The 15279-nt window shown below is 46.5% G+C and carries 12 protein-coding genes; 11 read left to right on the top strand and 1 reads right to left on the bottom strand.

Annotated elements, in window-relative coordinates:
* Positions 1 to 85 precede the first annotated feature (85 nt).
* Complete coding sequence (gene barA, locus J4N37_RS13395) at positions 86 to 2884, bottom strand: two-component sensor histidine kinase BarA (RefSeq protein WP_252041166.1); 2799 nt, start codon at positions 2882 to 2884, stop codon at positions 86 to 88.
* Positions 2885 to 3076: 192 nt separating this feature from the next.
* On the opposite strand from barA, the gene rlmD reads away from it, so the two are divergent.
* The 11 genes from rlmD (at position 3077) to J4N37_RS13340 (ending at position 15265) form a co-directional block, all read left to right on the top strand.
* A complete protein-coding gene (rlmD, locus tag J4N37_RS13390; protein WP_252041164.1) occupies positions 3077 to 4396 on the top strand; it encodes a 23S rRNA (uracil(1939)-C(5))-methyltransferase RlmD in 1320 nt (439 codons plus the stop codon).
* A 124-nt stretch (positions 4397 to 4520) separates the two neighbouring features.
* A complete protein-coding gene (relA, locus tag J4N37_RS13385; RefSeq protein WP_045392046.1) occupies positions 4521 to 6740 on the top strand; it encodes a GTP diphosphokinase in 2220 nt (739 codons plus the stop codon).
* 213 nt (positions 6741 to 6953) lie between these two features.
* Positions 6954 to 7751 carry a nucleoside triphosphate pyrophosphohydrolase gene (mazG, locus tag J4N37_RS13380; protein ID WP_010450263.1) on the top strand — a complete coding sequence of 266 codons (798 nt, stop codon included), beginning with the start codon at positions 6954 to 6956 and terminating at the stop codon, positions 7749 to 7751.
* A 151-nt stretch (positions 7752 to 7902) separates the two neighbouring features.
* Positions 7903 to 9543 (top strand): CTP synthase, encoded by a 1641-nt coding sequence (gene pyrG, locus J4N37_RS13375; protein WP_005449808.1) that lies wholly within the window; start codon positions 7903 to 7905, stop codon positions 9541 to 9543.
* Positions 9544 to 9621: 78 nt separating this feature from the next.
* Positions 9622 to 10923, top strand: coding sequence for a phosphopyruvate hydratase (eno, locus tag J4N37_RS13370; protein ID WP_005425372.1), 1302 nt, complete (start codon positions 9622 to 9624; stop codon positions 10921 to 10923).
* 366 nt (positions 10924 to 11289) lie between these two features.
* Entirely contained in the window at positions 11290 to 11571 is a 282-nt protein-coding gene (gene ftsB, locus J4N37_RS13365; RefSeq protein ID WP_005452106.1) for a cell division protein FtsB, read from the top strand.
* Position 11572: 1 nt separating this feature from the next.
* Positions 11573 to 12283: a 2-C-methyl-D-erythritol 4-phosphate cytidylyltransferase gene (ispD, locus tag J4N37_RS13360; RefSeq protein WP_071235293.1), complete on the top strand. Its 711-nt coding sequence runs from the start codon at positions 11573 to 11575 to the stop codon at positions 12281 to 12283.
* 14 nt (positions 12284 to 12297) lie between these two features.
* Positions 12298 to 12774 carry a 2-C-methyl-D-erythritol 2,4-cyclodiphosphate synthase gene (ispF, locus tag J4N37_RS13355; protein ID WP_005425365.1) on the top strand — a complete coding sequence of 159 codons (477 nt, stop codon included), beginning with the start codon at positions 12298 to 12300 and terminating at the stop codon, positions 12772 to 12774.
* 45 nt (positions 12775 to 12819) lie between these two features.
* Positions 12820 to 13863 carry a tRNA pseudouridine(13) synthase TruD gene (gene truD, locus J4N37_RS13350; protein WP_252041162.1) on the top strand — a complete coding sequence of 348 codons (1044 nt, stop codon included), beginning with the start codon at positions 12820 to 12822 and terminating at the stop codon, positions 13861 to 13863.
* The gene (gene surE / locus J4N37_RS13345; RefSeq protein ID WP_252041160.1) at positions 13863 to 14639 is read left to right on the top strand and encodes a 5'/3'-nucleotidase SurE; all 777 of its coding nucleotides are present in this window, start codon (positions 13863 to 13865) and stop codon (positions 14637 to 14639) included. Before truD ends, surE begins: the two co-directional genes overlap by 1 nt.
* Entirely contained in the window at positions 14639 to 15265 is a 627-nt protein-coding gene (locus J4N37_RS13340) for a protein-L-isoaspartate(D-aspartate) O-methyltransferase (protein WP_010450248.1), read from the top strand. The genes surE and J4N37_RS13340 overlap by 1 nt, the downstream gene beginning before the upstream one ends.
* Positions 15266 to 15279 lie beyond the last annotated feature (14 nt).

Below are 15279 nucleotides of genomic sequence, written 5' to 3'. Positions count from 1 at the left end.
GTTAATTAAAAAGCGAATATGAAAAAGCCAGAGTCGATGCTCTGGCTTTTTTATTGATGCGATTTCGAATTAGGTGCACTTATGTCTACTGCTCGATATAAAGCTTTGCTGTCGTGGTGACTTTAATCATCTCATCTTGCAGTTCGAACATTTCCGGCTCGATGTCTTCGATACTCGCACCCGAGCGCAGGGCTTGTTCTAAGGTTGCACACAGTGACTTCAACCTCGGTACGCCACAGTAAGAGCTGCTACCATGAAGTTTATGCACCACATGGATAAGATCATCACGCGAAAAGTCTTCTTGTTCTAAGGATTGATCAACCACTTCTTCCACCTCTGGAATAAAATCAATCAGCATCCGTAGCATATCTTTAGCGAGGTCTTCTTTATTGGCACTTTGCTTTAATGCTGCTTGCCAATCGATAATGACATCTTGTTGTGGCTTTTCTGGCACTGATGGCGGAGCTTCCACAACTGGTTCGACATAAGAAGGCGCGATTTTGTCGACACTCTCAGTACAGGTATTTGGGTTCCAGTGGACTAAAACCTGTTGCAGCACGTGCTCTTCAATTGGTTTAGTCAGGTAATCATCCATACCCGCAGCCAGTAGTCGGTCACGCTCGCCCGCCATGGCATGCGCAGTGACTGCAATCACAGGGGTGTCTTTGTTCAGCTCAAGCTCTTTAATGTGCTGACAAGCGGTCACACCGTCCATCAATGGCATTTGAATGTCCATGAAGATCAGATCGTATTTCTTCTCAGTTGCGAGATTCACCGCTTGCTGACCATTGCTGCACGCCGTTACTGTTTCTACACGCTCTTTCAGTAGCGCAGAGATCAGCTTCAAGTTAGCTGGGTTGTCGTCGACCGCAAGTACAGTCAGTGGTAGACGTTCATTCTCGACGGGTTCAATTGGTGCAATCACCGCTTGAGGCGTTTCGACATGGTCGGTGATCAGGCTTTGCAGAAGCTTACGACGTGATAATGGCTTGGTCAGACATTGGATCTGATGATCGTTCATCACTTGATCTGCCAGTGCCAACTCAGTACTTGGCGTACCCATGATCACACTCGGAGCCATGCGTTTTGCTTGCTCAATCCATGTCGCAACGGATTGTTCGTCATAGGTTTGGTTAGCAGCTAGGTTCAACAAGACGTAATCGTAGTTTTCGTCGTTCTCTGGCAATGAAGAGCGGTAGGTCACCAGAATGTCTTCTTGGCTTAGGATCTGCTGAGTCACTGATGCCGCTTGCATGTTTGGCTCAACCAACAGCAGCTGCTTACCTGTTAGCAGTTCGACTTCAATTAGATCGCTCATTGGCATTTCTGTTGAGCTCAGACGCAGCGTAAACCAGAAAGTTGAACCTTGGTGTAGGCGACTGGTTAAGCTGATTTCACCGCCCATTTGGCTCACCAGTTTCTGAGTGATAACCAGACCAAGACCAGTACCGCCGTAGCGACGTGAAATGCTCGCATCTGCTTGGCTAAACGCTTGGAACAACTGCGCTTGCTGGCGCTCGGAGATACCAATACCAGTATCGCGCACCATGAATTGCAGCTCGACCGAATCACCAGATTGTGAGCGCATCTCCACACTGATGTCGATGTTACCGCGCTCAGTAAACTTGATGGAGTTACCGACCAAGTTAGTGAGGATTTGTTGGATACGAAGTGGGTCACCTACCAAGCCTTGTGGGATCTTCGGATCCACTTTCAAGGTGATTTCCAGTCCTTTCTCGTGCGCGCTGGTGGCTTGTAGATTGATTACTTCTTCTAAGCTCTCACGGAACTCAAACGGAATGTTTTCCAGCGCTAGCTTACCGGCTTCCAGTTTCGAGAAGTCGAGGATGTCGTTAATGATGTTAAGTAGGTTGTTCGCCGACTTCTCAATCGTCTGCAAGTAATCCGTTTGGCTGTTTGATAGCTGTGTCTTCAGCATCTGGCGGGTAAAGCCAATCACACCATTAAGTGGAGTACGAAGCTCGTGAGACATGTTCGCTAAGAATTCGGATTTCACGCGTGCCGCTTCTTGCGCACGTTTCTTCGCGATATCCAACTCCACGTTCTGGATCTCTAACTGCTCAAGAGTTTCACGCAAGTCTGATGTCGCTTGGTCTATACTGTGCTGCATCTCAACGTGATATTCCGACAGCGAGACCGCCATGGCGTTGATACCGTTTTTAAGTTGGTCTAACTCACCGTGCATTTTTCCTTCGATACGAACATCAAGGTGACCACGGCGAATGCGATCCACAACGTTTTTCATGTGGGTGATCGGCTGGGTTACATCATGCATGAGGCGAGAGGCAAACACACTCGCGAGACCAAGGCCGAGAATCAATACCAAGAACGCAGAGAACACCTCTTGGTATTGCTGCAAGCGAAGGGACGAAAGATCCATTTCCACCGCGATGTAGCCAATGGCTTTGGTGCCTTGGTTCTCATTGGAGAATTCTGATAGGTAATGACCTTCAGATAGAATAGGAACACGTAAGATGAGAGAGTTCTCAAACAGTTCCGAGTCGCCTAACTGAGGGATCGGCTTGTCTTTTGGAAACATCAGAGCTTCAAAATTGGGGTGGAAGTTAGAAGTAACAAAAAGCTCATGATTTTCATCGAACACCGCGATACTGCGAACGAGTTTAGAATTTTTGCGGTGAGCGTAACTGATAAGGCGACGAACTGCTTCGCGACTTTCGGAAAGTAGGTGAGTTTCACTGGCAATGGCAAGCGGTTCGATAATGCTATTACCTGTGGTGATAACTTGTTTCTCGAGGTCTTGGTAGCGATTAAATGAGAAAAAACCGCTCAGTAATAAACCAATAATGAGAGTGGGAGCGAGAGTTAGTGTAATTACACGTGCTCGTAAGCCATATCTGGTCATGTTATCTAATTACATCGGAGTCTGGATATGGGAAAATAACGCATTATTTCTCAAGCGCACGATAAAGCCTTGAGCAAAGAAGTGACGTCACCGGATAAACGGTAAGCATAATCAAGTCACTCGAATCACACAATGGCTGCAATCTAGAATAGTGAAGCAGTAGAGCAATTAGACACAAATCAGGCACAGAGCATGGCACGTATCTTTCAACCTAAAAAGAAAACGCAACTGAATACCCGTCACCAAGCGGTGCAAGTAGAGCGTTTGGATCACCACGGCGCGGGCATTGCTTACCTTAAGAAGAAACCATTATTTATCGATGGCGCGCTACCGGGTGAGGAAGTGGTCACTCAATTGGTGGAAGAGAAGAGCAAGTTCGCTCGTGGTAAGTTGATTAAAATCCTTAAACCGAGTGACGATCGTGTAGAGCCATTTTGTCCGCATTACCATGAATGTGGTGGTTGTGACCTTCAGCATTTGAACTATGACCAACAATTGACGCATAAGCAGCATACGCTTCGTCAGTTGATGAGAAAATTTGCCGGCAGTGATATCGAGTTAGATGCGCCTGTATTGGGTGACTCTCTTGGCTACCGTCGCCGTGCTCGTGTGAGTCTATTTGTAGATAAAAAGACTCGTCAGCTGCACTTTGGTTTCCGCAAGAAGCACAGCAAGCAAATCGCGCAAGTAACGGACTGTCCGGTTCTAGCGCCTGAGTTGAATGTGCTGTTGCCAGAAATCTACTCGACGCTAAAAGCGTTTAAGAAGCCAGAACAACTTGGCCATGTAGAACTGGTGCTAGGTGACAATGGTCCATGCATTACATTGCGTCACTTAAGTAAATTAACAGATGAAGAAACCAACTCGTTGGTGGAATTGGCGAAGCGTCATCATGCATCGCTTTACCTGATGCCTGAAACGGACCAGCTGGATTTAATTGAAGGTGAGGTACCTTTTTACCAAGAAGCCGGTGTCACTGTGCCATTTACGCCCAATAACTTTATTCAAGTGAACCAAGCGGTAAACCAGAAAATGGTCGCTCAGGCAGTGGAGTGGTTAGACCCGCAAAGTGACGAGCGAGTGTTAGATTTGTTCTGTGGCCTAGGTAACTTCAGTTTACCAATCGCAAAACGTGCAAAACACGTGGTTGGTGTAGAAGGCGTGGCAGAAATGGTGGAAAAGGCAGCAAGTAATGCATCCTTGAACCAAATCAATAACGCACAATTTTATCACGCTAACCTTGAGCAAGATTTTGAAGGTCAAGTTTGGGCTGCCGAACAATTCGACAAAGTGCTGCTCGATCCAGCACGTGCGGGCGCGAGTGGGATCATCGATCAAGTTTCAGCGCTTGGCGCACAGCGTGTAGTTTATGTTTCTTGTAATCCTGCTACCCTTGCAAGGGATAGCCAGAGCTTGCTTGAGCAAGGCTATCAACTAACCAAATTAGGTATGCTGGATATGTTCCCTCATACCAGTCATCTAGAATCGATGGCATTGTTTGAAAAGTCTTAGTTTTTAAGACTTTGGCTACTTACTTGTGGTGGGTGGTCAATAAGCCAGCATTTAAAGCTTGGCACTAGAACTAACCTGGATAGTGTTAGTCAAACCACACAAATATAATAATTAGGATGATGAAATGGTTGCGGTAAGAAGCGCGCATTTAAACCAAGATGAACAGTTTGAACTCGAAAACTGGGTGGCTAGTCTAGGGCAAGAGAAGAACACAGCAAAACGCTTAATTGAAGTGTATCGTGATTGCCAATCCATTTTGGCGAATCACGAGCAGGCTGAGCTTTTGTTGTGGCGTGGTCGAGAAATGATAGAAATCTTGATCACCTTATCGATGGATAAAGCGACACTCGTCGCTGCGCAACTGTTTCCTCTGGTCTCAAGTGGTGCTTTTGATAGAGAAGCGCTAGAGGAAAAATACAGCAAAGAGATAATTAAGCTGATTGATGGCGTAGAAGAAATGGCAGCCATCGGACAGCTAAATGTCACAATGGAAGGCGGAGCAGCGTCATCTCAAGTGGATAACGTTCGTCGCATGTTGCTAGCGATGGTGGATGACTTCCGCTGTGTGATCATCAAATTGGCAGAACGCATCTGCAACCTGATTGAAGTAAAAAAAGCGCCAGACGAAATTCGTCGAGCAGCGGCAAAAGAGTGTGCAAACATTTATGCACCTCTGGCGAACCGCCTCGGTATTGGTCAGTTGAAGTGGGAAATTGAAGACTACGCCTTCCGCTACCAACAACCTGAAACCTACAAGCAAATTGCTAAACAGTTAGCTGAGCGTCGTATTGTTCGTGAGCAATACATCAAAGACTTTGTCGATGACTTAACTCAAGAAATGACGGTATGCGGGATCAATGCTGAAGTCAGTGGCCGTCCAAAGCATATCTACAGCATCTGGCGCAAAATGCAGAAGAAGAGCCTGGCGTTTGATGAATTGTTTGACGTACGTGCGGTACGTATCATCGCTGACAAACTTCAAGACTGTTATGCCGCTCTAGGTGTGGTTCACACCAAATACAAACACTTACCAAGCGAGTTCGACGATTACGTAGCAAACCCGAAACCAAACGGCTACCAGTCTATTCACACCGTGATTCTTGGTCCTGAAGGCAAGACGATCGAGATCCAGATTCGTACTAAAGAGATGCACGAAGACTCCGAGCTAGGTGTCGCAGCACACTGGAAGTACAAAGAGGGTGCAAGTAGCCGCAGCGGTTATGATGAGAAGATCACATGGTTGCGTAAGCTACTTGATTGGCAAGAAGAGATGTCTGACTCTGGTGAAATGTTGGACGAGCTACGTAGTCAGGTATTTGATGACCGCGTGTATGCCTTTACCCCACGTGGTGACGTTGTCGACCTACCAATGGGCGCAACACCGCTCGATTTCGCTTACCACATTCACTCCGAAGTGGGGCACCGTTGTATCGGCGCTAAAGTAGCGGGTCGTATCGTACCGTTCACCCACAAGTTGCAGATGGGCGACCAAGTCGAAATCATCACTCAAAAAGAGCCAAACCCATCACGTGACTGGTTAAACCCATCTCTGGGCTTTGTAACATCCGGTCGAGCGCGTGCGAAGATTAACGCATGGTTCCGCAAGCAAAGTCGTGAGAAGAACCTAGAAGCAGGTCGTGAAATATTAGAGCATGAGCTGACTAAAATTGGCGCGACACTGAAAGACGCTGACAGTTACGCTCTGAAGCGTTTTAACGTAAATAGTGCCGATGAGTTATACGTTGGTATCGGTAGTGGTGATTTGCGTATTAACCAGATCATCAACCACATCAACGCGTTGGTGAATAAGCCAACCGCAGAAGAGGAAGACCAGCAAGCGCTAGAAAAACTGCAAGAAGCAGAAAGCAGAGCTCCAGCGCAAAGTCGTCCGAAGAAAGATGCGGTAGTGGTAGAAGGTGTCGATAACCTAATGACGCACCTAGCGCGCTGTTGTCAGCCAATACCAGGCGATGAGATCTCAGGCTACATCACCCAAGGCCGCGGTATCTCGGTTCACCGCAGTGACTGTGAACAGCTAGAAGAGCTTCGTCATCACGCACCAGAACGTATCATCGATACGGTTTGGGGTAGCGGCTTTGTCGGTTCTTACATCTTAACCGTTCGCGTCGAAGCAATGGAACGAGGTGGCCTGCTCAAAGACATCACCACCTTATTTGCGAACGAGAAAATAAAAGTTACCAGCATGAAGAGCCGTGTCGATTACCGCACGCAAATGTCGATCATGGACTTTGACCTTGAAGTGACCAACCTTGAAGTGTTCTCACGCGTTTCGAAGCGTGTTGAGCAGATTAAGGATGTAATGTCGGTGAAACGCTTAGGCTAAATTTCACGTCGTACTTGTCACTTTTACTGCGTTAACTGCGTTTTCTTGCTCCATCACATAGGCGAGCTATGCTCAGGAGTCGCGAAAACTTGTTGCCTTGTCAAAGTAACAATTACTTAGTGAAATCCGCTGAGAAAATAAAATAATCTAGAAGGTGAGTGGTTTTGGCCGCTCACCTTTTTCTTTAGATAGAAAGTTTTAAAGGAACAGAAAATGAGTCATCCAATTGAACAGTTAGAACAAATCATGGCGAAGCTGCGTGACCCAGAAAGCGGTTGCCCTTGGGACTTAAAGCAGACTTTCGACACCATTGTTCCGCACACCATTGAAGAAACCTATGAAGTGGTGGATGCGATTCAAAACCGCGATTGGCCGAACTTGCAAGAAGAGTTGGGTGACTTATTGTTTCAAGTGATTTTCTACAGCCAAATGGCGAAAGAGCAGGGACTGTTTGATTTTTCTGACGTGGTCGAAACGGTTAACGAAAAGCTGACTCGTCGTCATCCGCATGTTTTTTCTGATGTAGAGTTCGAATCGGATGATGAAATTAACGCAAACTGGGAAGCGGAAAAAGCCAAAGAGAAAGCTCAAGTAGGCAAAGCTGAAGAAAGTATTCTAGACTCAATACCAAACTCTCTACCTGCACTTTCGCGTGCCACAAAGATCCAGAAAAAGTGCGCCAAATATGGTTTTGATTGGGACTCGCTTGGTCCGGTTGTTGGAAAAGTGCAGGAAGAAATTGAAGAGGTGATGGAAGAAGCGCTTCAAATTAATCCGGATGAGGAAAAGGTTGAGCTTGAATTAGGCGATCTTTTATTTGCAACTGTGAACCTGTCGCGTCACTTAGGGAAAGACCCAGAAGTGGCACTGGCAAAGGCTAACTTAAAGTTCTCGAAACGCTTTAAAGGCGTGGAAACTAAAGTTGCAGCGCATGGTAAGCAGCTCACAGACTTTACGCTAGATGAGCTTGATTCTATGTGGGATGAAGTGAAGCTAGATGAACAAAGATGAAAATACATGAATACGCGACTTTGATTTGAAGCAAAAAATAAAAAATTGCAGTGTGATAGATTTCACGTTGTGGCGTTAAGGAGCTTCTGGTATATTTACGTCCCGTCCAGAAGCACTCCATTTCCCTCATTCAACCAATTTCAGGTTAAACATGACGACAAATTACATTTTTGTTACTGGCGGGGTTGTATCCTCTCTAGGTAAAGGTATTGCAGCAGCATCTCTTGCAGCTATTCTAGAAGCTCGTGGTCTTAAAGTGACTATGATGAAGCTTGACCCTTACATCAACGTTGATCCAGGCACAATGAGCCCAACTCAACACGGTGAAGTGTTCGTTACGGAAGATGGCGCAGAGACTGACCTTGACCTTGGTCACTACGAGCGTTTCATTCGTACCAAGATGACGAAGCGCAACAACTTCACTGCTGGTCGTGTTTACGCTGACGTTCTACGTAAAGAGCGTCGTGGCGATTACCTAGGTGCAACTATTCAGGTTATCCCTCACATCACTAACGCTATTAAAGACCGCGTAATCGCAGGTTCTGAAGGCCATGATGTTGCTATCGTTGAAGTCGGTGGCACAGTAGGTGATATCGAATCACTGCCATTTATGGAAGCGATTCGTCAGCTTGCAGTAGAACTAGGCCGTGAACGTGCAATGTTCATGCACCTAACTCTAGTTCCTTACCTAGCAGCTGCGGGCGAAGTGAAAACTAAGCCAACTCAGCACTCTGTTAAAGAGCTGCTATCTATCGGTATCCAACCAGATATTCTTGTTTGCCGCTCTGATCGTATGATCCCAGCGAACGAGCGTAAGAAGATTGCGCTATTCTGTAACGTTCCTGAGAAAGCGGTAATCTCAATGAAGGACGTAGATTCAATCTACAAGATCCCTCAACTTGTTAAGTCTCAAGGTCTAGATGACCTAGTTTGTGCTCGCTTTGGTATCAACGCACCAGAAGCTGATCTGTCTGAATGGGAACAGGTTATCTACGAAGAAGCGAACCCAACTGGTGAAGTAACTATCGGTATGGTCGGTAAATACATCGAACTACCAGACGCTTACAAGTCAGTAAACGAAGCACTTAAACACGCAGGCTTGAAAAACCGTCTAAACGTCACAATTAAATACGTAGACTCTCAAGATGTTGAGACGAAAGGCGTAGAAGTACTTGAAGGTCTAGATGCAATCCTAGTACCTGGCGGCTTCGGTGACCGTGGTATCGAAGGTAAGATTCGCGCAGCACAATACGCTCGTGAAAACAAAGTACCTTACCTAGGTATCTGTCTAGGCATGCAAGTAGCACTGATCGAATACGCGCGTAACGTAGCGGGTATGGAAGGTGCACATTCAACAGAATTTAACAAAGACACTAAGTACCCTGTGGTAGGTTTGATCACTGAATGGGTAGACGGCGAAGGTAAAGTTGAAGAACGTACTGAAACGTCTGACCTAGGTGGTACGATGCGTCTTGGTTCACAGCTATGTCACCTAGAGAAAGGGACTAAAGCTCGTGAACTATACGGTAGCGCGACTGTTCATGAACGTCACCGTCACCGTTACGAAGTAAACAACGTTCTTCGTCCGCAAATCGAAAAAGCAGGTCTGAAAGTATCTGGCCTATCAGCGGACAAGAAACTAGTGGAAATGATTGAGAACCCAGCTCACCCATGGTTTGTAGCGGCTCAATTCCACCCAGAATTCACCTCGACTCCTCGCGATGGTCACCCACTATTCGCAGGTTTCGTGAAAGCTGCAGGTCAAAACGCTCGCGGCGAATTCGAGAAGTAAAAGGATACGGGCAGCGGCGAAGGTTGTGCTGCTGCCCTTTAAAATTGACATTTATATTTGAAACGAGAGGAAACATTAATGTCTAAGATCGTTAAAGTTCTAGGTCGTGAAATCATCGACTCACGTGGTAACCCAACTGTAGAAGCTGAAGTACACCTAGAAGGCGGTTTCGTAGGTATGGCAGCAGCTCCATCTGGCGCATCTACTGGTTCTCGCGAAGCTCTTGAGCTACGTGACGGTGACAAAGCACGTTTCCTAGGTAAAGGTGTTCTTAAAGCTGTTGAAGCTGTAAACGGCGCAATCGCTGAAGCTCTAGTTGGCAAAGACGCTAAAGACCAAGCTGCAATCGACGCAGTAATGATCGAACTAGACGGCACTGAAAACAAATCTAAGTTCGGTGCGAACGCTATCCTAGCTGTTTCTCTAGCAAACGCTAAAGCTGCAGCAGCAGCTAAAGGCATGCCTCTATACGAGCACATCGCTGAGCTAAACGGTACAGCTGGTCAGTTCTCTATGCCTCTACCAATGATGAACATCATCAACGGTGGTGAGCACGCAGACAACAACGTTGACATCCAAGAGTTCATGATCCAACCAGTTGGTGCTAAGACTCTTAAAGAAGGTCTACGTATCGGTGCTGAAGTATTCCACAACCTAGCTAAAGTTCTTAAGTCTAAAGGCTACAGCACTGCAGTTGGTGACGAAGGTGGTTTCGCTCCTAACCTTAAGTCTAACGCTGAAGCTCTAGAAGTTATCGCAGAAGCTGTTGCAGCTGCTGGTTACGAACTAGGTAAAGACGTTACTCTAGCTATGGACTGTGCTGCATCTGAGTTCTTCGACAAAGAAGCTGGCATCTACAACATGAAAGGCGAAGGTAAAACTTTCACTTCTGAAGAGTTTAACCACTACCTAGCTGAGCTAGCTAACCAATTCCCAATCGTTTCTATCGAAGACGGTCTAGACGAGTCTGATTGGGCTGGCTTCAAGCACCAAACTGAACTACTAGGTGACAAGCTTCAACTAGTAGGTGACGACCTATTCGTTACTAACACTAAGATCCTTGCTGAAGGTATCGAGAAAGGCGTAGCTAACTCTATCCTTATCAAGTTCAACCAAATCGGTTCTCTAACTGAGACTCTAGCTGCAATCAAGATGGCTAAAGACGCAGGTTACACAGCAGTAATCTCTCACCGTTCTGGCGAAACTGAAGATGCAACTATCGCTGACCTAGCGGTAGGTACAGCTGCAGGTCAAATCAAGACTGGTTCTATGAGCCGTTCTGACCGTGTTGCTAAGTACAACCAACTTATCCGTATCGAGGAAGCTCTAGGTGAGCGCGCTCCTTTCAACGGTCTTAAAGAAGTTAAAGGTCAAGCTTAATTCTTAACTGAATTAACCGCTTAACTTAAAGCTTTTAAAAACACCCTGCCTCGGCGGGGTGTTTTTGTATCTGACACATGGGAACGCTTTGCTTCGAGAGGCGGGAACGGGCTTCGCCCTTTGGGAACGCTTCGCTTCCCTTGGAGATATGAGAACAGACTTTGCCTTTTGATGTTTTTCGCTCATGTTCATTTGTCATTCCCTAGAACGACGAAGGAGAGAGTAGGGAATCTCTTTGTTTCATTTTGCTGCTTTTTTCCTGTAAGGAGCGTGTGAGTCTCTTTTTCTGCCCTAGAGCCAATCACGCATTTATGCTATATATGTCACCTTATCTAATCCCTTCCGGTACAGAATGTTAGCAACGATATGCGAATCTTTGTCATAGCCCTTACGTTACTGTTTGGCTGGCTTCAATATACCCTTTGGTTTGGCAAAAATGGGGTGTCTGACTACTACACAGTAGAAGATGAAATTGAAGTACAGCAGCAAGTAAACAGCAAGCTGCAAGCTCGTAATAACGAGATGTTCGCTGAGATTGATGACTTACGACAAGGTCTTGATGCAATCGAAGAACGTGCACGTCATGAACTTGGTTTGGTTAAAGATGGCGAAACCTTCTACCGAATTGTCGATGAGGAAGAGCATTAATATGTTGGATACTAACACTCCAACCCATATTGCTATTGTGCCTGCCGCAGGTGTTGGCAGCCGCATGAAAGCAGATCGTCCAAAACAATATTTGTTGATTGACGGTAAAGCGGTACTGGAACATACCGTAGAGAAACTGCTTTCTCATCCAAAAATTTCTAAGGTTGTCGTGGCTATTACCGACGGCGATCCATACTACCCTGAACTGTCCATTGCTCAGCACCCTGATGTGATTCGTGTGGCTGGTGGCAAAGAAAGGGCAGACTCTGTGTTATCAGGGCTAAACTATGTAAGTACACATCTGGAGAGCGAGTGGGTCTTGGTCCACGATGCTGCAAGACCGTGTGTATTAACATCCGACATTGACCGTTTGATTGATGTTTGTAGCGCTCACCCAACGGGTGGCATCCTCGCATCTCCAGTGAGAGACACAATGAAGCGAGCAAACACCGCACAAGACATTGATCATACGGTAGATAGAGAAGCATTGTGGCATGCACTAACCCCACAAATGTTTAAAACTCAGCAGCTTACCCAAGCGCTGGCTGACGCATTAGAACAAGGTGTTACCATTACTGATGAAGCTTCGGCTTTAGAGTGGTTAGGCGAAAAGCCGGCACTGGTTCAAGGGAATGCGAATAACATAAAAATTACTCAGCCAGAAGATCTTGCGCTAGCCGAGTTTTATCTCAGCCGTGAGCGCGGCGAATAAAGAAAGGATAGAAAATGATTCGAATTGGTCATGGTTTCGACGTACATAAATTCGGTGGTGAAGGTCCAGTAATCATTGGTGGTGTAGCGATCCCTTACGAACAAGGTTTGATTGCGCACTCTGATGGTGATGTGGCGCTGCATGCGTTAACGGATGCGCTGCTTGGCGCGATTGCTGCTGGCGACATTGGCCGTCACTTCCCAGACACGGATGACAAATGGAAAGGCGCAGATAGCCGTGAATTATTGAAAGACGTTTACCGTCGAGTCAAAGAACAAGGCTACCGTCTTGGTAATGCAGATGTCACTATCATGGCACAAGCGCCGAAGATGGCACCGCACATTGACGCAATGTGTGCAGCTATTGCCGAAGACCTCGAAACCGACATTAGCAACATTAACGTAAAAGCGACGACGACAGAACGTCTTGGTTTTACTGGACGCAAAGAAGGCATTGCAACGGAAGCAGTTGTACTTCTGTTTAAGCAATAATTAGCAATTTGCTCCTCTAAGCTGTGATATCAGCGGAAATACATCATGTCAGACATTTTATCTTCATTGGCTTACCTAACAGGTAAGCCAGTTGCATCTGCAAAAATCAAAGCGCAACCAGAGCACTTTCAGGTTCGCGAAGATTTAGGTTTTGCCTTTACGGGTGAAGGCGAGCACTTAATGGTTCGTATCCGTAAAACAGGTGAGAACACCAGTTTTGTTGCTAACGAACTAGCAAAAGCCTGTGGTGTTAAGTCGAAAGACGTTAGCTGGGCGGGCCTTAAAGACCGTCATGCTGTGACCGAACAATGGTTAAGTGTGCATTTACCAAAAGGTGAAACGCCAGACTTTTCAGCATTTTTGGCGCAATACCCAAGCATCGAAATCCTTGCAACGGATCGTCACAATAAAAAACTTCGTCCGGGTGACCTGGTAGGGAACGAGTTCGTGGTTACTTTGTCTGAAGTGACAGATGTGACGGATGTTGAGCTACGCCTTGAAAAAGTGAAGCAAGTGGGTGTGCCAAACTACTTTGGTAGTCAGCGTTTTGGTAACGATGGCAATAACCTAGAAGAAGCACGTCGATGGGGACGCGAGAACGTTCGTACCCGCAATCAAAACAAGCGCAGCATGTACTTGTCTGCGGCTCGTTCTTGGATCTTCAACCGTATCGTTTCAGCTCGATTAGAGAAAGGTGTGTTTGATAAGTTCATCGACGGTGATATTGCGCAGACAAGTTCTGGCACTCAGTTGATTGATGCAAGCAACATCGCAGATCTACAAGCGCAATTTGCTGAAGGTCAAGTGGCAATTACCGCAGCCCTAGCGGGTGATAATGCGCTGCCAACTCAAGCGGATGCCCTTACTTTAGAACAACCATTCTTAGATGAAGAGCCAGACTTGATGGCTTTGATTCGTGGTAACCGTATGCGCCATGACCGTCGTGATATTGCACTTAAACCACAAGACTTAGCTTGGACGGTCGATGGTAACAACATCACATTAACGTTCTCGCTAGATGCGGGTTCTTTTGCGACTTCAATCGTGCGTGAGTTGGTCATCGAAGAAAAGGTAGAAAGAGAATACTAATGGAAATGGATTCACACAACGCGAAGCCATTAAGAATACTGCTCAGCAACGATGACGGTGTTTATGCTCAGGGAATTCATGCTCTTGCTGATGAACTAAGAAGCATTGCTGAAGTGACGATTGTAGCACCAGACCGAAACCGTTCTGGGGCGTCTAACTCGCTGACGCTAGAGCAACCACTACGAGTGACCGAGATTTCGCCGAAGACTTTCTCTGTGCAAGGTACTCCAACAGACTGTGTGCACTTCGCGCTGAATGAGTTGATGAAAGATGACTTGCCAGATCTTGTGTTGTCAGGCATCAATCACGGAGCAAACTTAGGCGATGATGTGCTGTACTCCGGTACGGTGGCTGCGGCGATGGAAGGACATTTTCTTGGCGTGCAGGCGATTGCTTTTTCTCTAGTCGGTAAACAACATTTTGAATCGGCAGCTAAAATTGCTCGCCAGTTGGTTGAGCTGCATCTGATTCGCCCAATCCCAACCAATCGTCTATTGAATGTAAATGTCCCTGATCTTCCGTTTGAAGAGCTTGGTGAGATAGAAGTGACTCGCTTGGGTGCGCGTCATCACGCTGAGAATATGATTAAGCAGAAAGATCCGCGCGGACATGATATTTATTGGCTCGGTCCTCCGGGCAAAGAGCAAGATGCTGGCATCGGTACGGACTTTTTCGCGATTGAACATGGCTTTGTTTCAATCACACCACTGCAGGTCGATCTCACTGCTCACGAGTCGCTGCGCGCAATGGACAGTTGGTTAAAGGAAGAGAATTAATGACTAACCCACATGCTGACAGGTTGATAGCATTTCTTATCTCCAGTGGCATCAGTGATCAACGTGTGTTGGATGCGATTTATCGACTGCCGCGTGAGAGTTTTGTCTCACAAGCAATGATGCACCAAGCATACGACAACAATGCACTGCCGATTGGTCAGGGGCAAACCATTTCTCAGCCTTACATCGTGGCGAAAATGACAGAGTTGTTAGATTTAAAATCGGACAGTAATGTTTTAGAAATCGGCACGGGCTCGGGTTATCAAACGGCAGTTCTCGCTCAAATTGTGGATCATGTCTATTCCGTTGAGCGAATCAAATCTCTGCAATGGGACGCTAAGCGTCGCCTGAAGCAATTGGATATTTATAACGTCTCGACCAAACATGGCGATGGTTGGCTCGGATGGGAAACGAAAGGCCCGTTCGATGCGATTATCGTGACTGCAGCTGCGGAAAGTGTTCCCCAAGCGCTTTTATCCCAGTTGAAAGACGGCGGTAAGATGATCATTCCCGTTGGTGAAGAAGAGCAGCAGCTATTAAAAATTGAACGTCAGGGTGAACAATATCTGTCAACCGTGGTAGAAATGGTAAGGTTTGTGCCATTAGTTGCAGGTGATTTGGCTTAAAGGTTAAAGACTAG

Source organism: Vibrio sp. SCSIO 43153 (genome assembly GCF_023716625.1).
Classification (GTDB): Bacteria; Pseudomonadota; Gammaproteobacteria; order Enterobacterales; family Vibrionaceae; genus Vibrio; species Vibrio rotiferianus.
Note: the sequence above shows the minus strand (reverse complement) of the source record. Positions and strands in the feature narration are given on the sequence as shown.